This is a genomic window from Bacillus infantis, from assembly GCF_020171945.1.
In the GTDB taxonomy this organism is placed as follows: Bacteria; Bacillota; Bacilli; order Bacillales; family Cytobacillaceae; genus Bacillus_AB; species Bacillus_AB infantis_A.
In genome coordinates, this window is record NZ_JAIVAP010000006.1 from 217,983 (window position 1) to 244,893 (window position 26,911).

27 protein-coding genes are annotated in these 26,911 nt (G+C 49.1%); all 27 read left to right on the top strand.

Annotation, left to right across the window (positions count from 1 at the left end; genetic code table 11):
• Positions 1–18: 18 nt before the first annotated feature.
• The 27 genes from LCM00_RS12170 to spoIID all read left to right on the top strand — a co-directional run bounded on the left by LCM00_RS12170 (position 19) and on the right by spoIID (position 26,900).
• Positions 19–972: a nuclease-related domain-containing protein gene (locus LCM00_RS12170; protein ID WP_224902290.1), complete on the top strand. Its 954-nt coding sequence runs from the start codon at positions 19–21 to the stop codon at positions 970–972.
• Positions 973–997: 25 nt separating this feature from the next.
• Positions 998–3,238, top strand: coding sequence for a S8 family serine peptidase (locus LCM00_RS12175; protein WP_224902102.1), 2,241 nt, complete (start codon positions 998–1,000; stop codon positions 3,236–3,238).
• Positions 3,239–3,566: 328 nt separating this feature from the next.
• Entirely contained in the window at positions 3,567–3,788 is a 222-nt protein-coding gene (locus LCM00_RS12180) for an AtpZ/AtpI family protein (protein ID WP_129612995.1), read from the top strand.
• 6 nt (positions 3,789–3,794) lie between these two features.
• Positions 3,795–4,169 carry an ATP synthase subunit I gene (locus LCM00_RS12185; RefSeq protein ID WP_224902104.1) on the top strand — a complete coding sequence of 125 codons (375 nt, stop codon included), beginning with the start codon at positions 3,795–3,797 and terminating at the stop codon, positions 4,167–4,169.
• Positions 4,170–4,190: 21 nt separating this feature from the next.
• On the top strand, positions 4,191–4,901 hold the full coding sequence (atpB, locus tag LCM00_RS12190; RefSeq protein ID WP_129612993.1) for a F0F1 ATP synthase subunit A: 711 nt from the start codon (positions 4,191–4,193) through the stop codon (positions 4,899–4,901).
• 76 nt (positions 4,902–4,977) lie between these two features.
• Positions 4,978–5,190: a F0F1 ATP synthase subunit C gene (gene atpE, locus LCM00_RS12195; protein WP_009792631.1), complete on the top strand. Its 213-nt coding sequence runs from the start codon at positions 4,978–4,980 to the stop codon at positions 5,188–5,190.
• A 217-nt stretch (positions 5,191–5,407) separates the two neighbouring features.
• Positions 5,408–5,941, top strand: coding sequence for a F0F1 ATP synthase subunit B (atpF, locus tag LCM00_RS12200; protein ID WP_129612992.1), 534 nt, complete (start codon positions 5,408–5,410; stop codon positions 5,939–5,941).
• Positions 5,938–6,474 (top strand): F0F1 ATP synthase subunit delta, encoded by a 537-nt coding sequence (locus tag LCM00_RS12205; protein ID WP_009792633.1) that lies wholly within the window; start codon positions 5,938–5,940, stop codon positions 6,472–6,474. The genes atpF and LCM00_RS12205 overlap by 4 nt, the downstream gene beginning before the upstream one ends.
• A gap of 24 nt (positions 6,475–6,498) precedes the next feature.
• Positions 6,499–8,007: a F0F1 ATP synthase subunit alpha gene (atpA, locus tag LCM00_RS12210; RefSeq protein ID WP_129612991.1), complete on the top strand. Its 1,509-nt coding sequence runs from the start codon at positions 6,499–6,501 to the stop codon at positions 8,005–8,007.
• A gap of 155 nt (positions 8,008–8,162) precedes the next feature.
• The gene (locus LCM00_RS12215) at positions 8,163–9,023 is read left to right on the top strand and encodes a F0F1 ATP synthase subunit gamma (protein ID WP_009792636.1); all 861 of its coding nucleotides are present in this window, start codon (positions 8,163–8,165) and stop codon (positions 9,021–9,023) included.
• 173 nt (positions 9,024–9,196) lie between these two features.
• Entirely contained in the window at positions 9,197–10,618 is a 1,422-nt protein-coding gene (atpD, locus tag LCM00_RS12220; protein ID WP_129613042.1) for a F0F1 ATP synthase subunit beta, read from the top strand.
• 22 nt (positions 10,619–10,640) lie between these two features.
• Complete coding sequence (locus LCM00_RS12225; RefSeq protein ID WP_148975692.1) at positions 10,641–11,048, top strand: F0F1 ATP synthase subunit epsilon; 408 nt, start codon at positions 10,641–10,643, stop codon at positions 11,046–11,048.
• A gap of 989 nt (positions 11,049–12,037) precedes the next feature.
• Complete coding sequence (locus tag LCM00_RS12230; protein ID WP_129612989.1) at positions 12,038–12,412, top strand: NADH-quinone oxidoreductase subunit A; 375 nt, start codon at positions 12,038–12,040, stop codon at positions 12,410–12,412.
• A complete protein-coding gene (locus LCM00_RS12235) occupies positions 12,403–12,915 on the top strand; it encodes a NuoB/complex I 20 kDa subunit family protein (RefSeq protein ID WP_022544498.1) in 513 nt (170 codons plus the stop codon). Before LCM00_RS12230 ends, LCM00_RS12235 begins: the two co-directional genes overlap by 10 nt.
• A 4-nt stretch (positions 12,916–12,919) precedes the next feature.
• Positions 12,920–14,338 (top strand): NADH-quinone oxidoreductase subunit C, encoded by a 1,419-nt coding sequence (locus LCM00_RS12240; protein WP_224902107.1) that lies wholly within the window; start codon positions 12,920–12,922, stop codon positions 14,336–14,338.
• Between the two features lie 3 nt (positions 14,339–14,341).
• Entirely contained in the window at positions 14,342–15,442 is a 1,101-nt protein-coding gene (locus tag LCM00_RS12245) for an NADH-quinone oxidoreductase subunit D (protein ID WP_224902110.1), read from the top strand.
• Positions 15,442–16,449, top strand: coding sequence for an NADH-quinone oxidoreductase subunit NuoH (gene nuoH, locus LCM00_RS12250; protein ID WP_224902113.1), 1,008 nt, complete (start codon positions 15,442–15,444; stop codon positions 16,447–16,449). Before LCM00_RS12245 ends, nuoH begins: the two co-directional genes overlap by 1 nt.
• Positions 16,450–16,516: 67 nt before the next feature.
• Positions 16,517–16,936, top strand: a complete 420-nt coding sequence (nuoI, locus tag LCM00_RS12255; protein ID WP_009792644.1) for an NADH-quinone oxidoreductase subunit NuoI — start codon at positions 16,517–16,519, stop codon at positions 16,934–16,936.
• Positions 16,933–17,457 (top strand): NADH-quinone oxidoreductase subunit J, encoded by a 525-nt coding sequence (locus LCM00_RS12260; RefSeq protein ID WP_224902117.1) that lies wholly within the window; start codon positions 16,933–16,935, stop codon positions 17,455–17,457. The genes nuoI and LCM00_RS12260 overlap by 4 nt, the downstream gene beginning before the upstream one ends.
• Entirely contained in the window at positions 17,454–17,768 is a 315-nt protein-coding gene (gene nuoK, locus LCM00_RS12265; protein WP_009792646.1) for an NADH-quinone oxidoreductase subunit NuoK, read from the top strand. Before LCM00_RS12260 ends, nuoK begins: the two co-directional genes overlap by 4 nt.
• 146 nt (positions 17,769–17,914) lie before the next feature.
• Positions 17,915–19,783 (top strand): NADH-quinone oxidoreductase subunit L, encoded by a 1,869-nt coding sequence (nuoL, locus tag LCM00_RS12270; RefSeq protein ID WP_224902293.1) that lies wholly within the window; start codon positions 17,915–17,917, stop codon positions 19,781–19,783.
• Positions 19,780–21,294, top strand: a complete 1,515-nt coding sequence (locus LCM00_RS12275) for an NADH-quinone oxidoreductase subunit M (RefSeq protein ID WP_224902120.1) — start codon at positions 19,780–19,782, stop codon at positions 21,292–21,294. Before nuoL ends, LCM00_RS12275 begins: the two co-directional genes overlap by 4 nt.
• A gap of 6 nt (positions 21,295–21,300) precedes the next feature.
• Entirely contained in the window at positions 21,301–22,815 is a 1,515-nt protein-coding gene (gene nuoN, locus LCM00_RS12280; RefSeq protein ID WP_224902123.1) for an NADH-quinone oxidoreductase subunit NuoN, read from the top strand.
• Positions 22,816–23,019: 204 nt separating this feature from the next.
• Positions 23,020–23,256: a DUF1146 family protein gene (locus LCM00_RS12285; protein ID WP_009792651.1), complete on the top strand. Its 237-nt coding sequence runs from the start codon at positions 23,020–23,022 to the stop codon at positions 23,254–23,256.
• Between the two features lie 257 nt (positions 23,257–23,513).
• Positions 23,514–24,260 (top strand): YwmB family TATA-box binding protein, encoded by a 747-nt coding sequence (locus LCM00_RS12290; RefSeq protein ID WP_224902126.1) that lies wholly within the window; start codon positions 23,514–23,516, stop codon positions 24,258–24,260.
• 33 nt (positions 24,261–24,293) lie between these two features.
• On the top strand, positions 24,294–25,601 hold the full coding sequence (gene murA, locus LCM00_RS12295) for a UDP-N-acetylglucosamine 1-carboxyvinyltransferase (protein ID WP_129612982.1): 1,308 nt from the start codon (positions 24,294–24,296) through the stop codon (positions 25,599–25,601).
• A 270-nt stretch (positions 25,602–25,871) separates the two neighbouring features.
• The gene (spoIID, locus tag LCM00_RS12300; protein WP_224902131.1) at positions 25,872–26,900 is read left to right on the top strand and encodes a stage II sporulation protein D; all 1,029 of its coding nucleotides are present in this window, start codon (positions 25,872–25,874) and stop codon (positions 26,898–26,900) included.
• The last annotated feature ends 11 nt before the right edge of the window (positions 26,901–26,911 follow it).

Sequence of the window (26,911 nt, forward strand, 5' to 3'; positions counted from 1 at the left end):
GAAGCATTGTTGAGAAGATTGCCGCCGCATCATCCGAAAATCCCTCTAATTGAGCAAGATCTTATAAAACGCCGCACCGGTTACCGCGGAGAAAATAACGTAGACTATCATCTTTCCTTCCTGCCGGATGAATATCTCATATTTCATGGCCTCCGCTTAGTGCATCAGCACCCCTTCCAGATAGATACCCTTATACTTGCCCCCTCATTTATCACAGCAGCTGAAATCAAGAACATTTCCGGTACACTATTTTTCGAAAAACACTCCCATCAAGTAATCAGGCAGTCCAGCAAGGGGGAGGATGGGTTTTCCAATCCGCTGCTTCAAGTCCAGCGGCATAAAGTTCAGCTGCAGGGTTGGATGGAGAAAATGAAGCTTCCAGCCTTGCCAATTGAGCCGCTAGTCATCATCAGTTCCAATTCCACGATTATTAAAACAAACACAGGCAATGAGCATATTTATAAAACCGTGATACATGCAGAACAGCTGCCCAGAAAACTTGAAAAGCTCCGGCCACTCTCTCCCTCGCTAATCCTAACTAGCAAAGAGATGAGCAAAGTGAAAAGGCTCCTGCTGAAAAACCACGAGCCACTCTATACATCAATTCTCGAACAATATAGCATCTCACCAGATGAAATCATCCGCGGGGTGCAATGCCCCGGATGTCAGCTGTACGCGATGTCCCGCATACATGGCAGATGGATTTGTCCGGCTTGCACCGGTATGTCCAAAAAAGCCCACATCCGCGCTATCCTTGATTACTTTCTCCTTGTGGAAAACACCCTCAGCATTCAGAAGTGCAGAGATTTTCTGCTATATGACTCCAGCAGGAACATCCACCAACTAATATCTTCACTCAACCTCCACTCCTCCGGCACCACCAAAAACCGCCTATACCACTCACCCTCCGAAGAAAACTGGGAGGACCTTGAAAACCTCCTGAATACTCCCGCCCTTCAAAACAAACCCTAAGGAAAAACGCCGAAAGGAGCCTCCCATGAAAAAAATCTTCCTCATTATCAGTCTGTTTGCGGTCATGCTCAGTCCTCATGTGAATGCAAGAACACTACAAATCCCTCCGCTTCCGGCTGAACCGGAGGATACAGAGCGGGTGGCAATTGTCCTGATGAAAGAAGGGAAAACCGAACAGGACCGGAATATCCTTCTCCGGCAATACCCTGAATTAGTTCTTAGGCAAAGTTTCCAGGAGGCCTTGAACGGTTTTTCAGTAAAGGGACCTGTCAACAGTCTGGACAGGCTTTCCAAAGAAGAGGAAGTCTTGACGATATCCCAGGCGGTCACTTATCAGGCAGAGAATGAGGATGGCATCAGCCTGATCGGCAGCCATACAGTCAGGGGGCTGTTTGATGAAAAGGGGGAGCGGCTGTCTGGTAAGGGTGTCACCATCGGTGTGATTGATACGGGAATTGATTATAATCATCCGGACCTGCGGAGGAATTACGCCGGCGGCCGCGACCTGGTGGACCAGGATAATGATCCGATGGAAACGGTGAGGACGGCAGGAGAGAATACTTTTCACGGAACCCATGTGGCGGGAGTGATTGCGGCCAATGGCAAAATGAGGGGAGTGGCGCCTGATGCAAAGATCATTGCCTACCGGGCGCTCGGACCTGGAGGGGCGGGGACAACGGAGCAGGTGATTGCAGCCATTGAACAGGCCATCAAGGATAAGGTCGACATTTTGAATCTATCGCTTGGCAACAGTGTCAATGGCCCGGATCTGCCCATCAGTCTTGCCCTGAATAAAGCAGTCGATAAGGGCATTACCGCTGTCACTTCGTCTGGAAATTCAGGGCCGAACACCTGGACGGTCGGCTCGCCGGGTACTGCCTCCAAAGCGATATCGGTAGGTGCCTCTACACCAAAGCTGCGGATTCCATATCTTGATTTCGGAAGCGGAAAGAAAGTGAAACTGAATCCCCTTCAAGGCTCTTCACTCTGGAATTTAGACCGTTCCTATGAGCTGGCGTTCGGCGGGCTTGGCAAACCCGAAGAGCTTGAGAGGATAAAAGGGAAGATTGCACTCATTCAGAGGGGTGGCCTTACTTTTTCACAAAAAGCCAAAAATGCCAGGGAGGCAGGCGCCATCGCAGTTATTATCTACAATAATACGGACGGAAGCTTCGCAGGCAATCTTGAGGAGGATGCAGGCCTTCCGGTCGTGTCGCTCTCTAAGCAGGATGGGAGCCAGCTGAAAAAGCGCCTGCAGGAAGAAACGGTGCTGGCCCGGACATATATAATAGAAGAAAAGGATATTCTTGCCGATTTCAGCTCCCGCGGACCTGTGACTGATACCTGGGAAATCAAGCCGGATGTACTGGCCCCGGGTGTGGCTATCAGCAGTACGGTTCCCGGGGGATATCTGCCGCTGCAGGGAACGAGTATGGCCTCGCCCCATGTCGCAGGTGCATGTGCGCTGATTAAACAGGCTCATCCTGATTGGAGTCCGGAAGAAATCAAAGCCTCGCTCATGAATACGGCTCTGCCTCTTTATAATGAAGGAGGCATGCTGTACAGGACCTATGAACAGGGGGCAGGCCGCATCCAGGTCGAAGAAGCGGTGAAGGCCCCTGACTTAGTGATGCCGGCCTCACTCCAGTTTGGCAAGTTCAAAATAGCCGGCCGTGAGAATGAGCATGTCCGCTATCTGACTGTTAAAAATGCCGGCAGCCGAACAGAGTCATATTCATTCTCTGTACCCTCTAACATAAGCGGGATTGAATGGGAGATGCCGCTCGCCTTTCGACTTGAACCCGGCGGGAAAAAGAAGGTCGCTATCAGGATGAGAATAGATCCGGAAGAATTCAAACAGAAAATCCATGATGGGCGGCTTGTCCTGAATGCGGGCAGCAGGAAAGTCAGCATCCCGTATTTGTATGTCCTCGAGGAGCCGGATTATCCTCGTGTAATGGGGTTTGATTTTGGCAGGGGGGACAATGGCGGAAGTTACCGCTATGAAGTCTATCTGCCAGGGGGAGCGGAGGAATTCGGAATTGCGCTGTTCGATCCCGATACACTTCGTTTCATTCAATTTCTTGACTGGAAGCGTGATGCGGGCAAAGGCCAGATCCGCAGGGAATTAGCGAACGATGATCTGCCTCCGGACGGCGTCTACATTGCCCAGGTCTTTGCAAGGAAAGCCGGCAGGCAGGATAGGATCGAGGCCTATCTGGAGGTAAAAAAAGAAGAGGATGAGGGTGCAATTGGAGCGAGATAATGCCTCGCTCCAATTGCAAGTTAATATTCGAAAAAAAAATCGAAAATAGTGTGAACAAAGACTTTTCCGTTACTGGAGTTTGTGAACTTTTTCACTCCGAATGCATTGACATTGACAGATGCCTATTGTATGCTTACAAAGGGTATAAAATGATAGGGTTTTCACAGATTTCATGCGAAAGAAAATTACCGCAATCTGCATGATATCAACAATGAAAACACTTACCTCAAAACAAACACCATTCTCTTTTTACCAGTAGGAAATCCTGCATTCTTAAGACAAATTATCCGTCAAAGGAATACATTTCCATCATGGAGGATGCGTTATCATGCGTCGAAAAGACCGCCACCCGTTTCAAGCCATGGCTTTAATGTCCGCCATCCTTTCCCAATTAGTAGGCTCTATCCTGATCGGCATCTTCCTTGGAAGATGGTTTGATAAAGTAATTGGAACCGAGCCGTTATTCCTGATAATCGGATTGCTTATAGGATTGGCAGCGGGGACTTATGCCATGCTTCACCTGGTCAGACGTTTCTTTACAGGAGACTAACAGCCTATGCCAGACCTCAAAACAATGTTTATACGGCAGCGCAAATACATATTCCTACTGCTGTCAGTCTATGTTCTTGGCTGGGGGTTCACCTCTTATCAATCTATTTTTATGGGGCTGATATTGGGGACAAGCCTGAGCCTGTTCAACTTATGGCTGATGGTAAGGAAGACGGACCAGCTTGGGGAAGCGGCAGCGAATGGCCAAAGGATGCGGTCGCTCGGGATGCTGTCGAGGATGGCGACGGCAGTGCTTGCCGTCATGATCAGCATGAGGTACCCGGATGAGGTGCACCTGATCAGCGTAGTTCTGGGATTAATGACATCATATATTGTCATTATGATAGATTATTTTCTTCAACTTTTTGTTTTACGTAAATAGCCGGGAAGAGAGGTGAATACTGTGCATCATGAAGCACCTATAGTTGAATTTCTTGGTTTGAACTTCAACTTGGCAAACATTTTGATGATTACAGTTGCCAGTGCCATTGTTTTCATCATCGCTGTTCTTTCCACTCGTACGCTCGCCATGAGACCAACCGGAATGCAGAACTTTTTCGAATGGATCATGGATTTTGTAAAAAACATCATCAACAGTACGATGGACTGGAAAGATGGCGGAAGATTCCATATCCTTGGAATCACCATCATTATGTATGTTTTTGTTTCAAATATGCTGGGGCTTCCATTCTCCGTGGTCATCAATGACCAATTGTGGTGGAAATCGCCAACAGCAGATCCTGCTGTAACGCTGACATTGGCAGTTATGGTGGTTGGGTTATCGCACTATTACGGTGTAAAGCTTCGGGGAGTAGGAGAATACGGAAAAGAATTTTTCCGTCCATTCTGGTTCATGTTCCCAATCAAGATCATCGAGGAGTTTGCCAACACGCTTACACTCGGCCTTCGTCTTTATGGTAACATCTATGCGGGTGAAATCCTGCTGACACTGATTGCCGGAAGCCTGGCAACAGGGTGGGTCGGAACTATTGCCGCGATTGTACCAATGCTTGCATGGCAAGGGTTCTCAATATTTGTCGGCGCGATCCAGGCATTTATTTTCTGTATGTTAACAATGGTTTATCTCTCCCATAAAGTGAGCTCTGACCATTAATATATACCTGTTCATTCTATGAACAAAACATTCAAACACTATATTATTTTATACAATCCTAAGGAGGAAATTTATAATGGGTCTTTTAGCAGCAGCAATTGCAATCGGTTTGGCAGCACTAGGTGCCGGTATTGGTAACGGTCTTATCGTATCACGTACAGTTGAGGGGATTGCCCGTCAGCCGGAAGCTCGCGGAATGCTTCAAACAACTATGTTCATCGGGGTAGCGTTAGTTGAGGCCGTGCCGATCATCGCAGTTGTTATCGCGTTCATGGTTATTGGTCAATAATTATAAGCATTACACATAATGGCGAAGATCATGGATGTGACCCTTCGCCATTCCTTTATGCCCAGGTGCGGATGCGCCTTATTCTTGGAGATCCGCTTAGCCTGTGCAGGCGGATGCAAACTGGCTTTTTGAATCTGAAAGAACCGAATTCATATGATGAAATTCGTTAACTTGTTGATAGGGAAAGTGGAAGACTCTTGAAGGGAGTGAATCGAGGGTGTTAGCAAGCAATTTAGTATTAGGCGCTGCAGAAGGCGCAGCACATACAGCATTCAACGGCGGGGATATCTTATTCCAGCTGATTATGTTCATTATTTTGTTGGCATTGCTCAAGAAATTTGCGTGGGGTCCTTTAATGGGCATCATGAAACAGCGTGAAGAGCATATTGCCAATGAAATCGGCGCGGCTGAACAAAGCCGTGTTGAAGCAAGCAAGCTTCTGGAAGAGCAGAGAAGCCTTCTGAAGGAAGCCCGCACAGACGCTCAGAACCTGATCGAAGGTGCAAAGAAGCAAGGCGACGTGCAGCGCGAGGAAATCATCGCCGCAGCCCGTGCTGAAGCTGAGCGCGTGAAAGAATCAGCGAAGCTTGAAATTGAGCAGCAGAAAGAAAAAGCAGTTGCCGCAATCCGCGAGCAGGTTGCTTCACTGTCTGTCCTTATTGCTTCCAAGGTTATTGAGAAGGAACTGAGTGCAGCAGACCAGGAAAAGCTGATCAATGAATACATTCAAGAGGCAGGAGAAAACCGATGAGCGGCTCTACAGTAGCAAAGCGCTATGCGTTGGCTCTGTTCCAGCTTGCGAATGAACATCAGCTTCTTGGCCAAATGGAAGAAGACCTTCGCATCGTCAAAGATGTCGTAAACAATAATAAAGGCCTGGATGCAGTCCTGAAATCCCCGAAACTTGAGAATGATGAGAAAAAAGGGATCATCAAAACTGCCTTCGCGTCTGTTAATCCTTTAGTACTTAATACACTTATGCTATTGATTGACCGCCACCGTGAAGATCAGTTCTCTGATCTTGCGGAGGAGTTCATCAGCCTTGCGAATGACGCAAGGGGCATTGCGGAAGCAAAGGTCTACTCAGTCCGTCCGCTGACAGAGGCTGAGAGCAGCGAGCTATCTGCTGCATTTGCATCAAGGGTCGGAAAAACGTCCCTCCGCATCGAGAATATCGTGGACCCGGGCCTGCTCGGCGGCATCAAGCTCCGCATCGGAAACAGGATTTTCGACGGCAGCATGCGCGGCAAGCTGGAACGCCTGGAACGTCAATTATTAAGCTAAGATTTATAGATAGGGGTGAAACTCATGAGCATCAAAGCTGAAGAAATCAGTGCGCTGATAAAAAAGCAGATCGAAAACTATCAGTCGGAAATTCAAGTGAGTGATGTAGGTACAGTTATCCAGATCGGTGACGGTATCGCCCGTGCTCATGGCCTCGACAATGTCATGGCTGGAGAACTTGTTGAATTTTCAAACGGCGTTATGGGTATGGCACAAAACCTTGAAGAAAATAACGTCGGTATTATCATCCTTGGCCCATATACTGAAATCCGTGAGGGAGATGAGGTCCGCCGTACGGGCCGCATCATGGAGGTTCCTGTCGGGCCTGAGCTGATCGGGCGCGTAGTCAACCCGCTTGGACAGCCTGTTGATGGCATGGGGCCAATCAACACAACAAAAACACGTCCGATCGAAAGCCCTGCACCAGGCGTTATGGACCGTAAATCTGTTCATGAGCCGCTGCAGACTGGTATCAAAGCGATCGACGCCCTCGTGCCAATCGGACGCGGACAGCGTGAACTTATCATCGGTGACCGCCAGACTGGTAAAACTTCCGTTGCCATCGATACAATCCTGAACCAGAAGGATCAGGATATGGTATGTATCTATGTGGCTATCGGACAAAAAGAATCTACTGTACGTAATGCAGTAGAAACGCTCCGCAAGACAGGTGCATTAGAATACACAATCGTTGTAACAGCTTCTGCATCACAGCCTGCTCCATTATTGTTCCTTGCTCCTTATGCAGGTGTAACATTCGGTGAAGAATTCATGTACAACGGCAAGCACGTTCTTGTTGTGTACGATGACCTTACAAAACAAGCAGCTGCTTACCGTGAGCTTTCACTATTATTGCGCCGTCCTCCAGGACGTGAAGCATATCCAGGGGATGTATTCTACCTGCACAGCCGCCTTCTTGAGCGTGCTGCAAAGCTGAGCGATGCAAAGGGAGCAGGTTCCATCACTGCACTTCCTTTCATTGAAACACAGGCAGGGGATGTATCAGCATACATTCCAACAAACGTAATCTCAATCACGGACGGACAAATCTTCCTTCAGTCTGACCTGTTCTTCTCAGGCGTACGCCCTGCGATCAACGCTGGTCTTTCTGTATCACGCGTCGGCGGATCTGCACAGATCAAAGCCATGAAAAAGGTATCCGGTACACTGCGTCTGGACCTTGCATCATACCGTGAGCTTGAAGCATTTGCCCAGTTCGGATCTGACCTTGATAAAGCAACACAAGCGAAGCTTAACCGCGGTGCCCGTACAGTTGAGGTACTGAAGCAGGATCTTAACAAGCCGCTTAAGGTTGAAAAGCAGGTAGCCATCCTGTATGCATTGACTCGCGGCTTCCTAGACGATATCCCTGTCCAGGACATCCGCCGTTTCGAAGCTGAATTCCTTACATGGCTTGACCATAACAAGAAAGATTTGTTAGACCATATCGCTACAACGAAAGAGCTTCCTGCTGACGATGATATGGCTTCTGCGATCAACAGCTTCAAAAAGACTTTCGCAGTAACCGAGTAATAGCGCAAGTCCCAAGCAGAAAAAGCCTGATTCAGGCTTTTTCCCTTGAGGATGGATATCGCTGTTAAAGGTCTGACAATAGAAGGGCTGGCGGGGCTGCCCCAAAACGGGCAGGCTCTCAGCCTGACATTCTTTGAAAAGGGTGGTGAGAACCTGTGGCATCATTGCGCGATATAAAAAATAGGATCACTTCTACAAAGAAGACGAGCCAAATCACAAAGGCCATGCAAATGGTATCTGCGGCGAAAATGAACCGTGCAGAAATGAATGCTAAGTCATTCGTTCCCTACATGGAAAAAATTCAGGAAGTTACTGCCAGCATCGCACTGGGAAGCACCGATGTATCGCATCCGATGCTGACATCCCGTCCCGTTAAAAAGACAGGATACCTAGTCATCACTTCCGACCGCGGATTGGCCGGGGCATACAACAGCAATATTTTGCGGACTGTATACCAGACCATCCAAAAACGCCATAAATCAAGTGATGAGTATGCAATCATCGCCATCGGCCGCATTGGGCGCGATTTCTTCAGGAAGCGCGGCATGAACGTCATCCTGGATATCGTGGCAGTTGCGGACCAGCCTGCTTTTGCGGAGATCAAAGATATTGCCAGCAAAACAGTCGGCATGTTTTCAGACGAAACATTTGATGAACTATATATCTACTACAGCCACTATGTCAGTGCAATTCAGCAGGATGTAACAGAGAAGAAGCTTCTTCCGCTGACGGATATCTCTTCTTCCGGCGGCAAGCTTACATCCTATGAATTCGAGCCTTCTGCAGAAGATATTCTGGAAGTCCTTCTTCCTCAATATGCAGAAAGCCTGATCTATGGCGCGCTGCTGGACAGCAAGGCCAGTGAGCACGCGGCCCGTATGACAGCGATGCAGAGTGCGACGGATAATGCGAAAGAGCTTATCAATTCGCTTAGCCTAAGCTACAACCGTGCGCGTCAGGCGGCCATTACCCAGGAAATTACCGAAATCGTCGGCGGCGCAGCAGCGCTGGAATAATAAATGCCAGTCCTGGACGCTGATAGAAGCTGCTGCTTAGGTGCCTTCACTGCTGATGGCGCCAAAGCATCTGCATCTTACAGCACAGGCCAGGCAAAGCAAGATAGAGATGCCCGACTGATATCATGCCAGGCGCAATCCTCTATTGAATTGAAATATTAGGAGGGAAAATGATGAACAAAGGACGCGTTCTTCAAATCATGGGTCCGGTTGTTGACGTAAAGTTTGACAGCGGCGAGCTTCCGCAAATCTACAATGCATTAACAATCTCAGTCCCTGCGCGTAACGAATCTGAAGTTGCAATCAGCTTAACCCTTGAAGTTGCCCTTCACTTAGGTGATGATACAGTTCGTACTATTGCCATGGCTTCTACTGACGGCTTAACCCGTGGTGCTGAAGTTATTGATACTGGTGCACCTATCTCTGTACCAGTTGGGGATATCACTCTTGGACGTGTATTCAACGTTCTTGGTGAAACAATCGACCTTGATCCGGCACTTGAAGCCGGCATCCGTCGCGACTCCATCCACAGGGAAGCACCTAAATTCGAGCAGCTTTCAACTGAGGTTGAAATCCTTGAAACTGGAATTAAAGTAGTAGACCTTCTTGCACCTTATATCAAAGGTGGAAAAATCGGTCTATTCGGCGGTGCCGGTGTAGGTAAAACCGTTCTGATCCAGGAATTGATCAACAACATCGCCCAAGAGCACGGCGGTATCTCCGTATTCGCCGGTGTCGGCGAGCGTACACGTGAAGGTAATGACCTTTACCACGAGATGACCGACTCAGGCGTAATCAAGAAGACGGCGATGGTATTCGGCCAGATGAACGAGCCGCCTGGAGCACGTATGCGTGTTGCCCTGACAGGTTTGACAATGGCTGAATTCTTCCGTGATGACCAAGGACAGGACGTTCTTTTCTTCATGGATAACATCTTCCGATTCACACAGGCAGGTTCTGAGGTTTCCGCCCTGTTAGGCCGTATGCCTTCAGCGGTAGGTTACCAGCCTACTTTGGCAACAGAAATGGGACGCCTTCAGGAACGTATCACATCTACTAACGTAGGTTCTGTTACTTCCATCCAGGCAATCTATGTACCAGCCGATGACTATACGGATCCGGCTCCTGCTACAACGTTCGCTCACTTGGATGCAACGACTAACCTTGAGCGTAAGCTTTCTGAGATGGGTATCTACCCTGCGGTGGATCCTCTTGCTTCAACTTCCCGTGCCCTGTCACCGGAAATCGTTGGAGAAGAGCACTACTCAGTAGCGCGCCAGGTTCAATCAACGCTTCAGCGTTATAGAGAACTTCAGGATATCATCGCGATCCTCGGTATGGATGAGCTTTCTGACGAAGACAAGCTTGTTGTACACCGTGCACGCCGTATCCAGTTCTATCTATCACAGAACTTCCACGTTGCCGAGCAGTTCACTGGCCAGAAAGGTTCTTACGTTCCGGTTAAAGAAACTGTTAAAGGCTTCAAAGAAATTCTTGAAGGCAAATACGACCATCTTCCAGAAGATGCTTTCCGCCTTGTCGGAACGATCGAAGACGTGCTTGAAAATGCGAAAAGCATGGGCGTAGAGGTCTAATTTCGGACCAGGAGGGTAAAAAATGAAGACGATCAAAGTCAGTGTTGTTACTCCCGATGGCCCGGTGTACGAATCAGATGTGGACATGGTCAGCACCAAAGCTCAAAGCGGCGAGCTTGGCATCCTGCCTGGACATATTCCAATGGTCGCACCGCTGCAAATTGGAGCCGTCCGCCTGAAGAATGGCGGAAATACTGAACTCTTGGCAGTCAATGGCGGCTTCATCGAAGTCCGTCCGGATCAAGTAACGATCCTAGCGCAATCCGCTGAGCAATCAGAAGGAATTGATATCGAGCGTGCCAAAAGCGCCAAAAACCGCGCCGAACAGCGCCTCGCCGATCAAAAGCGCGAAAACATAGACGCCAAACGGGCCGAACTAGCCTTACAGCGGGCAGTCAACCGTATTTCAGTTGCTGAAAGAAGAATATAATTATAAAAACCTCCGGTAAATGCCGGGGGTTTTTTCTTTTGGCTCTTTTCGAAAAGTAAAGTTGAAGGATAGAGAAGGTAAGGTTTTGAAAAATGGAAGTCTTATACTTACTTGAATGAGTGACAGCAAGCTTTAAAATAAGCGGAGATTTTCCAGTTAGGTTGCTGAATATGATACGGGTGAGTCTAAATAAGCGGAGAAATTCCGGTTAAGAGGAGCAAAGTTGCCCATTTTCCAGTTTTTAGAGTCAATAGACGGAACTTCTCCGTCTATTTGAGTCATTTTTATAGTTTTTTTGAAAATAGGGGTAATTTCTCCGGTTATTTTTCATCATGAATCCTTCAAAATTATAAAAAACCCTGTTGATTGCAGTGGAAGGCACGAAGACTCCTGCGGGATTGCAGCGGAAATGTTGAGACCCCGCAGCGCGCAAGCGCGAGGAGGCTCAGCGCCGCCCCGCGGAAAGCGAAGTGCCTGCAACGGAAATCAACAGCCTCATTTTAAAGAAAAACTATAATTAAAAATGGGGAAAGTAAAACGAAATCATTCTTCTCTTCCAGCTCACTGCAAATTCATCTTAAGTCCAACTAATTTTAAAAAACCCTGTTGATTGCAGTGGAAGGCACGAAGACTCCTGCGGGATTGCAGCGGAAATGTTGAGACCCCGCAGCGCGCAAGCGCGAGGAGGCTCAACTTCGCCCCGCGGAAAGCGAAGTGCCTGCAACGGAAATCAACAGCCCCATTACCACCACAAACCCACTCTCCTTTAGAATAAGCCCACAACCAATAAATTATTTTACTAACCCCCCATTCCCTATATCACAAAAACTTACGTCATAACTCAAACAAATCTGCGTAAAATGTACAAGAGCCTCGATATTTCCAAATAATACATAAGCTTTATCGACAGTAAAAACCAACGATGCTATAATGATAACGATTACATTTCTAAAAGTTTTGAAAATTCACGTGTTTTAGGAGGAAAAGACATGGATTTGCTGAACTTATACCAAAATAACTATCTGATTGTCTTCGTATTTCTATGTCTAGGTGTCCTGCTTCCTGTGGTCGCATTATTCCTGGGAAAGCTCCTTCGCCCCAACAAGCCGTCAGAAGCAAAGTACACCACATATGAAAGCGGGATTGAACCATTCCATGATTCAAGGGTGCAGTTCAATGTCCGCTATTATATTTTTGCCCTCATGTTTGTCATCTTCGATGTTGAAACCGTATTTTTATACCCCTGGGCCGTCGCCTATGAAAAACTCGGAATATTTGCCCTGATTGAAATGCTCATTTTTACCATTATGCTGGTCATCGGACTAATCTATGCATGGAAGAAGAAGGTGCTCAAATGGACTTGAAGCTTGAGAATATCACACCGGAAGAAATGCAGGAGCTGCAGCGGAACGTATTTATGGCCACTCTCGAACAAATCAAAGCCTGGGCCAGGAGCAACTCTTTATGGCCAATGACCTTCGGGCTTGCCTGCTGTGCAATTGAAATGATGGGAGTGGGTTCCTCCCACTATGACCTTGACCGGTTCGGATCCTTTTTCCGTACCTCGCCGCGCCAATCGGACGTCATGATCGTTTCCGGTACCGTCACAAAGAAGATGGCTCCGATCGTCCGCCGCCTGTATGATCAAATGCCTGAGCCTAAATGGGTGATTGCCATGGGTTCGTGTGCAACGGCAGGAGGACCTTATGTAAAATCCTATTCGGTTGTAAAAGGCGTCGACCAGATCGTCCCGGTGGATGTATACATACCAGGCTGTCCGCCAAATCCGGCAGCCCTGATTTACGGAATCAACAAGCTTAAGGAAAAAATCCGATATGAAGCAAAGACCGGGAAGCGGGTGATCTAAGCTTATGGGCGATGAAAAGGATAAAGAGCAGCTGAAGAAAGAGGCAGCAGAAAAGGCCAAAGCAATCGCCAAAAAGCGCCTTGAAGAAAAACGGGCAGCGGAACAGGCTGAATTAAAAGAAGCTTCAGATCCGGAAGAAGACCTGGCAAAAAAGAAAGCCGCAGCAGCAGCCAAAGCGAAGGCCGCAGCCCTTGCGAAAAAGAAAGCCAGGGAACAGGAAGCCCAGCTAGACTCCTCCACGCCAGAGGAACCGGAAGAGGAAGATCTGGCAAAGAAGAAAGCTGCTGCAGCAGCCAAGGCGAAGGCCGCAGCCCTTGCTAAAAAGAAAGCCAGGGAACAGGAAGCCCAGACAGAGGCCCCTGCTCCAGATGAGCCGGAAGATGATCTCGCCAAAAAGAAAGCCGCAGCAGCAGCCAAAGCCAAGGCTGCAGCCCTCGCAAAAATGAAAGCAAAAGAACAGGCAGCCAAGGCAGAGGGCAGCCCTGCTGAGGCAGCAGAAGAAGAAGGAGAAATTCTCGCGAAAAAGAAAGCAGCCGCTGCAGCCAAAGCAAAAGCCGCAGCCCTCGCAAAAATGAAAGCTAAGGAACAGGAATCAGGAGGGGAGGCAGCAGGGAACGAGGAGCTTGCAAAGAAAAAAGCAGCAGCCGCTGCGAAAGCCAAGGCAGCCGCCGCGGCAAAGGCAAAAGCGGCTGCTATGGCAAAGCAAGCCGGGGAGTCAGGCGGAGATGACGAAAAGGCTAAAGCTATTGCAGCCGCCAAGGCGAAAGCCGCAGCAGCAGCAAAAGCGAAAGCTGCAGCTGCCGCAAAAGCATCAGGAGCCGGCGGTGATGATGAAAAAGCAAAGGCAATCGCTGCAGCAAAGGCAAAAGCCGCCGCAGCTGCCAAAGCAAGGGCGGCAGGAGGCACTAAAGCGGCCGCAGAGCCTGAGGCAGAACAGCCTCCTTCCGCGAACCAGCCTTTCCTTGATCTGTACACAAAGGTAATTGAAGAACATCTCGGAGGGGATGTATTGGAAGAATCCTATATTAATAGGCTTTCAAAAGATGTTCCGACTCTTGTCGCAAGGCAGGATACATATTTCAGGATTGCAGAGTTCCTGCGCTATAACGAGCAGCTGGGCTTTGACTATCTGTCCGAGCTGCATGGTACTGACTTTGAAACCCATATGGAGGTCTATGTGCATTTGTATTCTTATAAAAACCGCCAGACGGTGGCATTGAAGACAAAGATAGACCGTTCAGACCCTGTCATAGAATCGCTGGCGTCTTTATGGGCAGGGGCCAATTGGCCCGAATGCGAGGCATATGATCTGCTCGGCATCAGCTTCAAGGGCCATCCAGGCCTGTACCGGATCATGCTCGGGGAAGAATGGATCGGCCATCCGCTCCGAAAAGATTATGAACCCTACGATGTGGAGGTGTAGCCGATGCTGCGAACAGAGGAAATGCTCCTGAATGTCGGGCCGCAGCACCCCAGTACGCACGGTGTTTTCCGGCTCGTCCTCAAAATAGACGGAGAAATCATTAAAGAAGCTAAGCCTGTCATCGGCTACCTTCACAGAGGTACAGAAAAGCTGGCTGAAAATCTTCAGTATACACAAATCATCCCTTATACAGACAGGATGGATTATCTGGCTGCCATGACGAATAACTATGTGATCGTCCATGCAGTGGAAACGATGATGAACATCGAAATCCCGGAGCGGGCCGAATACCTCCGCGTCATCTCGATGGAGCTCGGCAGGATTGCAAGCCATCTGGTATGGTGGGGGACCTATCTGCTCGATATCGGGGCGGTTAGCCCCTTCCTGTATGCTTTCCGCGAACGGGAAATGATCATCAATATGCTGAACGAGCTGTGCGGTGCCAGGCTGACCTTTAACTATATGCGTGTCGGGGGCGTCAAATGGGATGCTCCGGAAGGCTGGATCGAGAAGGTCAAAGAATTTGTGCCTTATATGAGGGAGCAGCTGAAAGGCTATCACGATCTTGTCACAGGAAATGAAATTTTCATGAACCGTGTAAAAGGAGTGGGCACCTACACGAAAGAGGAGGCCCTCAGCTACTCGCTGAGCGGCGCCAATCTCAGGTGTACAGGCGTCAAATGGGATCTTCGCAAAGATGAGCCTTACTCCATCTATGACCGCTTCCAGTTTGATGTGCCTGTCCGGGAAGGCGGGGATGCCTGGGCCAGGTATCATTGCCGGCTTGAGGAAATAGAAGAGTCTCTTAAAATACTGGAGCAGGCTGCAGAGCAATTCCCGGAGGATGGCGACTTCATGGCAAAGGTTCCGAAAATCATCAAAGCGCCGAAGGGTGAAGCCTTCGTAAGGATTGAATCGCCGCGCGGCGAGATCGGCTGCTATATTGCCAGCAACGGGAAAAAGGAGCCGTACCGCCTGAAATTCAGGAGGCCTTCCTTCTATAATCTGCAAATCCTTCCGAAGCTTCTGGAGGGGGAGAACATCGCCAATCTGATTGCTATTTTAGGAGCGATTGATATTGTACTAGGGGAGGTGGACGGCTGATGGTCAATGAACTGCTCCGTTCAGAACCCGGCCTTCTGAACTTTGGCATCTTTTTCGCGCTCGCGGCTGTTCTTCTGCTTGTCGTGCTCGGCTTTGTCACCTATGCCATCCTGGCAGAACGGAAAGTGATGGGCTTTATGCAGCTGAGGCAGGGGCCCAACCAGGTCGGCGGGCGGTGGGGCCTGCTGCAGACAGTGGCTGACGTACTGAAGCTGCTGATAAAAGAGGACACCATCCCCAAGCTGGCCGACCGGCCGCTGTTCATCCTGGCACCGGTCATTGCCTTCACGCCGGCCTTTATGGTCCTGGCGGTCATCCCGTTCACGGATAAATTCCAGTTCGCCGACATCGGTGTCGGGCTGCTCTATTATATTGCCATTTCCGGTTTGACAACCATCGGGATTGTGGCCGGGGGATGGGCATCCAATAATAAATACGCGCTCCTCGGCGGCATGAGGGCGGCCGCACAGATGATTTCCTATGAAATCCCCCTCGTCATGTCTGTGCTCGGTATCGTTCTCCTGACAGGGAGCCTGAATCTCAATGAAATAGTCGAGGCTCAGCGGGGCGGCTGGTTCATCATCTGGCAGCCGGTCGCGTTCATCATCTTCATCATCGCATCAGTAGCAGAGCTGAACCGGGCGCCTTTTGATCTCCCGGAAGCGGAATCGGAGCTTGTTGCCGGCTTCCATGTGGAATATTCAGGGTTTCGATGGGCATTTTTCATGCTCGCGGAATATGTGTATTTTTTCGCAATGGCTTCCCTGACCACGGTGCTGTTTCTCGGAGGCTGGCTCCCGCTGCCGTTCCTTGGCTTCATTCCCGGTGCAGTCTGGTTTGCCCTTAAATTCAGCCTGGTCATCTTCCTGCTCATCTGGTTCAGGGTCACCTTCCCGCGCATCCGTGCAGACCAGCTGATGGAGTTCGGCTGGAAGGTACTGCTGCCGGCTGCCCTGGCAAATATATTCCTGACCGCGGTCATTAAAGAGCTGATCAGATTCTTCTAAAATGCAGCCCGGCGCAGATGCCGGGAATGCCGCTAATATTCCAGACTGATAGAAAGGGTGAAAAAGCATGCTGGGACTGGCAAAGGGACTCAAATATACCCTTAGTAATCTGGCAAGAAAAAAAGTCACCTATAATTATCCGAAAGAGCCGCTGCCGCTTCCGGACCGGTTCAGGGGCATCCAGAAATTCTATCCGGAAAAATGCATCGTCTGCAATCAGTGCGCCAATATCTGCCCGACGGATTGCATCCAGCTGACAGGCAAGAAACACCCTGACCCTGCGAAAAAAGGGAAAATCATTGACACCTATGACATCAATTTCGAGATCTGCATCTTATGCGACCTATGTACAGAGGTATGCCCGACCGAGGCAATCATCATGACCAATAACTTTGAGCTGGCAGAATACAGCCGTGATGAGCTGTTCAAAAACCTTGAATGGCTTGATGAGAATGATGAAAACATACGGCAGGTGAATAAAGCATGACATTTTCAGGAGAGCTGCTTGCCTTTTTAGGGCTGGCCATCGCTGCAGTGACAGGGGGCATTCTGCTGATCAATCTTGAGAAAGTGGTCCATATGGTGGTCGCGCTTGTGTTTACTTTTATCAGCATAGCCGGCATTTATATACTCTTGTCTGCTGAATTCATTGCTGTTGTCCAGGTGCTGATCTACTCTGGTGCCATCACGATCATCATGCTGTTTGGCATCATGCTTACCCGCCACAATGACCAAAGTGAGCAGAAAGCCGGCCGCCTGCGCAGGATTCTATTATTTCTGGCGATCCTGGCCTTTGCCTTCAGTGTGTATATCGGCATCTATAACCTTGAGTTCCCGGAGCAGGAGGTACTGCTTCATGAAAACAATACAGAGCAAATCGGGATCAGCTTATTCTCCGAATTTGTTATTCCTTTTGAACTGACATCAGTGGTGCTCCTGGTTGCATTGGTCGGGGCCATTGTCCTGGCGAGGAAGGATGATGGGGGAACGGAGGGTGATGAAGGATGACAGGTGTACCTGTTTCAGCCTATCTTGCACTGGCACTCATCTTATTTTGCATCGGATTATACGGGGCTCTTACGAAACGGAATACCGTCATTGTCCTCATTTCCATTGAGCTGATGCTGAATGCGGTCAATATTAATCTTGTCGCGTTCAGCAAATATGGGATGGTCCCGTCGATCACAGGACAGGTATTCGCCTTATTTGCCATCGCTGTTGCTGCAGCGGAAGCAGCGGTCGGCCTCGCCATCCTCATTTCTCTTTACCGGAGCCGCAGGACTGTCAACATTGATGAAATGGATACTATGAAACATTAGCTCTTTGGAAAAATCAGCGGATGACCGCTGGATCGGAACAAGCAGATAGAAAGAGGCTGTGCCCGGCAGAAGAATGGATACACGCTGCCTGCTGCCCGCCTCCATCCAGCATGCCGGCTTGCGGTGTGCAAAAGGGGATCGTGATATTGATGGAAAGTGCATGGATCATACCGCTTTTCCCGCTGTTATCATTTGTCATACTCCTGCTTTTCGGCAGGAGGCTCAAGGAAGCGAGCGCCTATATCGGGATGATCTTAAGCCTTGCCTCCTTTGTGTTATCCCTGTTCGTCCTGTTTGACAGATTTGCCTCCCCGAGTTTCAAGGCGGAAGGAATCTGGCTTCAAATCGGCGGACTGCAGATCACAGCGGGGTATGAAGTCAATCAATTGAACGCATTAATGCTGATCATTGTGTCTCTGGTAAGTTTTCTTGTACATATGTATTCAAAAGGCTATATGCACGGGGACGGGAGGTTCCATATCTTTTACGCGTACCTTGGGCTTTTCACCTTTGCCATGCTTGGCCTGGTCCTGTCGCCCAACCTCCTGCAGACCTATATTTTCTGGGAGCTTGTCGGTCTCGGCTCCTTCCTGCTGATCGGCTTCTATTTTTACAAAACTGAAGCAAAGCAGGCTGCCAAGAAAGCCTTCATCATGACAAGGATCGGCGATGTCGGCCTTCTGATCGGGCTGATATTGCTTTTCTGGCAGACAGGGAGCTTTGAGTATGACGAGATCTTTGCTGCTGTTACGGAAGGTGCCATTTCTGAAGGGATGATCACGCTGACAGCGATATTGATCTTTATCGGAGCAGTCGGAAAATCAGGACAGTTCCCGCTCCATACATGGCTTCCGGATGCAATGGAGGGGCCGACCCCGGTTTCGGCACTCATCCACGCTGCAACGATGGTGGCAGCGGGTGTGTATCTGGTCGCTGCGCTTTTCCCGCTTTTTGCAGCCAGCGAAACAGCATTATTCACGGTCGCAGTCATTGGGGGAGGGACGGCTGTGTTTGCCGCCCTCATCGGTCTTGTCCAGAAGGATATCAAAAGGGTGCTGGCCTATTCGACTGTCAGCCAGCTTGGCTATATGATGCTTGCCCTCGGTTCTGCCGGCTACACGGCCGGGGTGTTCCACCTGATGACACATGCTTTTTTCAAAGCGCTTCTATTCCTCGCGGCAGGGAGTGTCATCCATGCTGTCCATACACAGGATATTGAGAAGATGGGCGGTTTATGGAAAAAAATGAAACTGACCGCGCCGCTGTTTTTGATCGGGACACTCTCCATCAGCGGTGTGCCGCTGTTTTCCGGCTTCTTCAGCAAAGATGAAATACTTGCGTCTGCCTGGGTGCACGGAAATACTTTCCTGTTCTGGCTCGCATTGCTGGCCGCCTTTTTCACCGCATTTTATATGTTCCGGCTGTTCTTCATGGTCTTTGCCGGCGAGCCGCGGACAAAAACAGAAGACGTTCAAGAATCACCGGGTGTGATGACCTTCCCGATGATTGTGCTGGGAATATTGGCTATTTTTGCAGGCTATGTGAATACCCCATGGTTCGGTTCCTTCCTCGGCGAATGGCTTACGGAGGGAAATGACCTGTTGGGGCATGGCCATGTTGAGGCACCCGTCTGGATCATGATTGCGGCGACGGCCGTTTCGCTTGCCGGCATCATACTTGCCTGGCTGATGTACGGCAGGAGGACGGTATCGCGCACCTGGCTCAGCAGCTATTTGCCTTCCGCCCACAGCATCCTGCTGAATAAATTTTATGTGGACGAATTCTACCGCCTCAGCATTGTGCAGGGAATGAAGGTATTCAGCCTTTTCCTTCATTATATCGAAACCTTCATTGTAGAAGGAGCCGTAAAGGGAATAGGTTCTGCAGTGCAGGGCCTTGGAAAAGCAGGCTCCAGACTCCAGGATGGGCAGGTACAGACTTATGGGGCAGCCGCCTTTATTGGCCTTGCCATCCTGACAGCTGTGTTTGCTTTGACAGGAGGGTTCTTTAAATGACATTTCCTTATTATCTATCTGTGCTGGTATTCTCTCCTTTAGCAGGGCTGCTTGTGCTCCTGGCAGTGCCAAAGGACAGAGAAAGGGCTATAAAGTGGATAGGGCTGGCCGCAGCCTTGCCGGCTGCCATTCTCTCCCTTGCTGCTTACCTTACGTACCATTCAGGGGCAGGGCTGGAAGAGCTGGATGAAGGAGCAGACTGGTTCCAATTTGGCCATCCTGATCTGGTTGGAGATTATTTTAAGATTGGCTATGAACTCGGGGCGGATGGCTTCTCGTTGATTATGATTCTGCTCACCAGCCTGCTTGCTTTGCTCGCTGCGGCAGCATCATTCCGGATCACTAAAGAATGGAAAGGGTATTTTATGCTTTTCCTTCTGCTGGAAACGGGGATGCTTGGCGTTTTTGCCGCAGAGAATCTGTTCTTATTCTTCCTGTTTTTTGAAATAACGCTTATCCCGATGTTCTTTTTGATCGGAAAATGGGGATTGTTTGAAAAAGAAAAAGCAGCCTTCAGCTTTCTGATCTACAATGGCCTCGGTTCAGCCATCCTGCTGATCGTGTTTATTGTCTTGTTTGCCAGGACCGGAACGGCCAATATTCAAGAGCTTCAAATCGTCATGCAGGGGGGAGCACAGGCGATTTCGCCATTCTCTGAGGAGCTGAAGCTTGGGCTGTTCATTGCCCTCCTGATTGCATTCGGCGTCAAGCTGCCGATTTTTCCGCTTCACAGCTGGATGGTCCGTGTTCATGCAGAGGCGCCGGCGTCGGTTGTGATGCTGCATGCCGGCATCCTGCTGAAGATCGGGGCTTTCGGTCTCATCCGCTTTGGCCTCGGATTTTTTCCGGAGCAATTCCAGCAGCTCGGCCTGCTGATCAGCATACTCGGTGCAGTCAATCTCCTGTATGGGGCATTCCTTGCTTTTATCCAGGATGATTTCAGGAAAGTGCTTGCCTATTCTTCTATTTCCCATATGGGGATCGTCCTAATCGGATTAGGAGCATTAAATGAAGCGGGCGTACAGGGAGCCATTTTTCAAGTAGTCTCCCATGGACTGATTTCTGCGCTCTTGTTCTACCTTGTCGGTGCTTTATATGAGCGGGTCGGGACCTCCTCCATCAAGAAGCTTGGCGGGCTTTCCCGGCAGATGCCGCTTGCGGCCGGCTTCCTGCTCGCCGGGGCGATGGCTTCGCTCGGCATGCCCGGCATGTCCGGATTTATCAGTGAATTCATGGCCTTTCTCGGCCTGTTTGAAAACCGGCCGGCAGTGGCTGCTGTTGCCGCACTGGGCATCATCCTGACAGCTGTCTATCTGCTGAGGGCTGTCCTTGGAATGACGTTCGGGGAAGCGCGGTCCGACTATGGGAACGTTACGGACCTCAAAGTATTGGAATTGATGCCGGCGGTGATCCTGGTTGGGGCCATCGTCCTGATCGGCGTGTATCCGCTCGCTATCAGCGGGCCGCTTCAGCCGGTGCTGGAAACGATTTTGCCAGGAATGGGAGGGTGATGAAGGATGGATCTGGAAACATTGCTTTCATATAATTGGCTCTTGATGACACCGGAATTCATCATTCTTGGCAGCACAGCGATCCTAACCCTGATCGATCTGTTCATGCCGTCTAAAAAGAACAGGCAGATCCTTGGCTGGCTTGCATTGGCCGGCATACTTGGTGCATTGGCTGCCCTTCTTGGCCTGCTTGGGAATGAGACGGAATCAATCCTTTTTGACACCTTCCGCCTCGATTCGTTTGCCAAGGCATTCAAAATCCTGCTCCTGATCGGCTCTGCTTTTGTCATGCTGCTCGCCCTCGGATATAGAGGGAAAGAGGGGCTGGAGGAGTATAGGGGAGAGTTTTATTATCTCTTTCTGACGGCGCTTCTTGGGGCGATGATGATGTCGTCAAGCGGAGACCTGATCACCCTTTTCACAGGGCTCGAGCTGCTGTCGATTTCTTCCTATATCCTGGCCGGCATGCAGAAAAGGAATCTGCAGTCCAATGAATCGGCCATGAAATATGTAATAAATGGCGGGATTTCCACTGCGATCACCTTATTTGGGATGAGCTATTTGTATGGTCTTGCCGGCACGACCAATCTGAAGGAAATCGGATTGGCGCTGTCATCCATCACGGAATCCCAGTACTTGTACCTTGTCGGGCTGGCCTTTTTCATGATTTTGACAGGGCTCGCTTTTAAGATAGCGTCTGTGCCTTTCCATATGTGGGCGCCGGATGTTTATCAGGGAGCTCCGCTTCCGGTCACTGCTTTCCTGAGTGCCGTTTCAAAAACAGCAGGGTTTGTACTGATTGCACGGGTGGTGCTCGTCATAGCCCTGTCTGCACCGTCAGAAGGGCCGGGCTCTTTGCCTCTCATCATCAAGGTCCAGGATTATATGGCCTTCCTGGCAGGCGCAACCATGATCGCCGGGAATGTCATCGCCCTGAGGCAGCGTAATATCAAGCGGCTGTTTGCCTACTCAAGCATCGCCCATGCCGGCTATATATTTGTCGCCATTTCGGCTGCATCGGTATTCATGTTCGACTCGCTGTGGTTCTATCTGGGCGCCTATCTGCTGATGAGCCTCGGGGCTTTTGCGGTCATCCAGGCTGTTTCTGAAAAAGCAGGATCAGAAGACATCAGCATTTTTTCCGGCCTTTATAAAAAGTCGCCGCTGCTTGCTGCCGCGATGGGGATATTCATCCTCTCTTTAGCAGGCATCCCGGGGACGGCTGGATTTATCGGAAAGCTCAATATCATTACAGGTGCCCTCATGACGGAGCCGGCCCACTATGTGCTCGTGTCGATCATGATTGCCGCAACCGTTGTTTCCTACTATTATTATTTTGGGATCCTGACGCAGATGTTCTTCCGGCCTGCGGCAAACCAGGAGAAGCCTGCCCAGCCTGCTACCGTATCCATTGTCATTGGCATCTGTGCCTGTGCGGTCATTGTGTTTGGAATTCTGCCAAACCTGGCCATTGATTTTCTGCAAAGCAACTTCAATCAATTTGCTGATTTTCTTCAATAAGAAGAAAGGGAGGCTGGTGAAAAGCACCAGTCTCCTTTTTTATTTTTTTCTATAAATGCGTGAAACCTTTGCAGGGGAGCTTACGTCAAATGAAAGGAGGCATCCGCTTCGTCTATCATTAAGAGCAGATTGTGCCGGTTCATTTACGAAGCAATTGGTGCTACAATCTAAGTACTCAATGAAAGTTCCTAGGGGGATTGCCAAATGATTTCAGGCTTCGGCCAGCAGGCATTACTAAGCATCATCTCACACTTGTTTTTCATCGCGATTGCCTGGTGGGCACTGCAGTCAGTCAACTATGAAAAGTTTCTGAGAGCCCATCATGTGTTCCAGGCAAGAGTGCTGTTCGTCATGCTTTCCATCGTCATTGGATCGATTGTCAGCAATTTTTTCCTGGACTATCTGCTATGGTCTCAGCAGCTGCCGCTCATTCTCCAATAAAAGATGAGTTAGATAGCGCAAAAAGCGAAATATAGGTCTTCACGCATGTTCCATTCCAGCAGGAAACTTAGTAAAATCTTTTTTGTATGTCAGCAGCTTGCTTGCTGTAAATACATATGCGCACTTTTGTGAAAAAAGTCACGTATACACATAATGTGAGCTTTCCGGCTTCTGCACTTGTCAAAAAGTGACGACTTTTCCCTGGTATGCTCTCTCCCAGCTTGGCAACAATGGTAATAAGGGGAGTGAGATACAGGATGAAAAAGTTTACACTTTATTTTGTAATTATCGCTATTATTGGTTTTGTTACTATAAACCTTGGGAATAAGACGACTGTAGCTTTCGGAAAGCATGACCTATTGACTATGGCCTCGGTTCTTCAAAACAAAGATATTTTGATTCAGGACTGGACGATTCATGCAAGAAAAAATATGGAAAATGTCGAAAATCTTCGGGACGCCGAAACGCTTGCCGGGAAATTGAAGGCAGAGTATCCTGAGTGGGAGTGGACATCAAGCTCCAGCAAGGATAAAGCCGAGTATACAGCGGTTTTCCAGGCAGACGAAAATAAAAAAGAGAGCATAAAAATTCTAACGACCCTCACAAATGGCAAGGCTCATACGTATTTAATTTATGAGGCCACAGGCCATGGCTGGGGGAAGGAAACGGAGACCTTCCTAAAAGAGGAACTTTCCGATAAGCTCTCCGACATATTTCGTGGAAATGCCACAATTTTCTCTTGTATTAAAGGCGAGTTCGGTGATAAGATGAAAAAGACTTTGCCTGATAATGTAAATGAATTGATGAAAGCTTTTGATGCAAAGGAAATTGAGTCATTAAAAGAAAGTTCTTTTATATCAGCATCGGCGTATTCTCCAATGTTTGCCGGGTCGATTGAAAGCAACAATGATGAGATGAATTTACAAATTGGATTAAGAACTCAAGGATTGGGCGGAAAGACTACCCTTGTAGTTGGAACACCAATCATTACGATTGAATATTAATATAGAGAAATTGGACGCGGAGGGGAATACACTTTGGAAAAAATCATCGTCCGCGGCGGAAAAAGGCTAAGCGGTACTGTTAAAGTAGAAGGAGCAAAAAATGCTGTCTTGCCTGTTATCGCCGCTACACTGTTAGCAAGTGATGGAAAAAGCGTAATTCGTGATGTGCCGACTCTCTCCGATGTATATACCATCAATGAAGTGTTACGCTATTTAAACGCCGAAGTGGAGTTTAAAAATAACGAAGTCATCGTGGATGCATCAAGAGAGCTTAAGGTTGAGGCACCGTTTGAATATGTTCGCAAAATGCGCGCATCTGTACTCGTAATGGGATCATTGCTCGCGCGCAACGGCCGTGCCCGTGTCGCACTGCCAGGAGGCTGTGCCATCGGATCACGTCCGATCGACCAGCACCTGAAAGGCTTTGAAGCCATGGGTGCTAAGGTAAAAGTAGGAAATGGCTTCATTGAAGCGGAAGTAGAAGACCGCCTGCAGGGAGCAAAAATATACCTGGACTTCCCGAGCGTTGGGGCAACTGAAAACATCATGATGGCTGCAACCCTTGCAAAGGGCACAACAATCATCGAGAACGTTGCAAAAGAGCCTGAGATTGTTGACCTCGCTAACTTCCTCAATAAAATGGGGGCAAAAGTAAAAGGTGCAGGTACAGGTACAATCAAGATCGAGGGCGTTGACGTGCTTTTCGGAGCAGTCCATAACATCATCCCTGACCGCATCGAGGCAGGAACCTTCATGGTAGCAGCTGCTATCACAGGCGGAGATGTGCTGGTACAGAATGCAGTTCCGGAACACATGACATCCCTGATTGCCAAAATGGAGGAAATGGGTGTCACTTTCATCGAGGAAGGCGAAGGAGTCCGTGTCATCGGCCCTGACAAGCTGAAGGCTGTTGATATCAAGACAATGCCTCACCCTGGCTTCCCGACTGACATGCAGTCCCAGATGATGGCCCTCTTGCTTCGTGCAAAAGGAACCAGCATGATCACTGAAACGGTATTCGAAAACCGCTTCATGCATGTAGAGGAATTCCGCAGGATGAATGCTGAAGTAAAGATTGAAGGCCGTTCCGTTGTCATGAATGGTCCATCCAATCTGCAGGGAGCAGAAGTTGCAGCGACCGATCTTCGTGCAGCAGCAGCCCTGATTCTGACTGGCCTGGTCGCTGACGGCGTTACCCGTGTAACAGAGCTTAAGCACCTTGACCGCGGCTATGTCGGCTTCCACAACAAACTGGCAGCCCTTGGCGCTGACATTGAACGCATCACAGAAGTGGAAGAAACCATTACTGAAGAAACTTACGTATCCGATATGAATGCTTAATTGCATTCCGGAATATGTTCAATAAAACCGTAGAACCTTGTTGTCTGATATCCGACGATAAGGTTCTGCGGTTTTTTGATTTTATGCAGCGGAGCTGTTTTTACGACTGATTATGCTGAATGTAATCTATTCTTAATACTGGCCCGGCCTCAAGGCAAAAGCCTTCTCCCATCTGAGGATTCTTGTCATAAAAGCTTGTCCGCAGCCATATGAATGAATGGAGATGGCCATTTGGTTATTTGACAATCATTCGATATGGAGGCATAATTCATGATTAAATTTAAACCGATCCTACTACTATCCGCCCTACTGCTCGTAACAACCCTGATGATCCCGACATTGCTTGTCCTCCCATTCAAGGATGCAAAAGTCAGCGGAAAGCTGGGCGAAGAGCTTCAGCAGCAGGAAAAGCCGCCAGCAGCTGCCAAGCCTGCCGGGCCGGCAATTGACGTGTCTGTATACCGCACGATGGTCAAAAAAGTAGAAACGCTTCCTCTTGAGGATTATGTAGTCGGGGTGGTCGCCTCTGAAATGCCTGCCGACTTTGAAAAAGAAGCCCTGAAGGCACAGGCACTGACAGCCAGGACCTATATTGTCAGGCAAATGATGGGCAAGGTGACAGACGGGCTGCCGGATGGAGCGATCGTAACCGATACGGAGAACCATCAGGTCTATAAGAATGAGGCTGAGCTGAAAAAAATCTGGCAAAAGGATTACAGCTGGAAGATAAAAAAGATCAAAGAGGCCGTGAGCGAAACGAGCGGACAGATCCTGACATATGAAGGAAAACCGATTGAAGCCCAATTCTTCTCCACGGCAAACGGATATACCGAAAGCTCGGAAGAAGTGTGGTCCAATGCCATGCCATATTTGAAAAGTGTGGAAAGCCCATGGGATGTAGGGACACCTAAGTACCAGGCACAGAAAGAGATCACAGTTGCAGAATTTGAAGCAAAGCTCGGCGTAAAGCTGCCTGCTGACAACACGATTGGCACCGTAATTGAAAGAACGGCCGGTAAGAGGGTCGGCAAGGTGGATATTAACGGAAAGGTTCTGGAGGGTACAACGATTCGCACAGATCTCGGACTTAGGTCCACCGACTTCACGTGGGAGCGCAAGGGCAATAATATTGTCATCACCACGAAAGGCTTCGGACACGGTGTCGGCATGAGCCAATACGGAGCAAACGGGATGGCAGCAGAAGGGAAAACCTTCAAGGATATCGTCACATACTATTATAAAGGCGTCGAAATTGCGTCAGCCGAGCAGGCTTTGACAAAAATAACCGCACAAAAATAGGACTGGGGCCT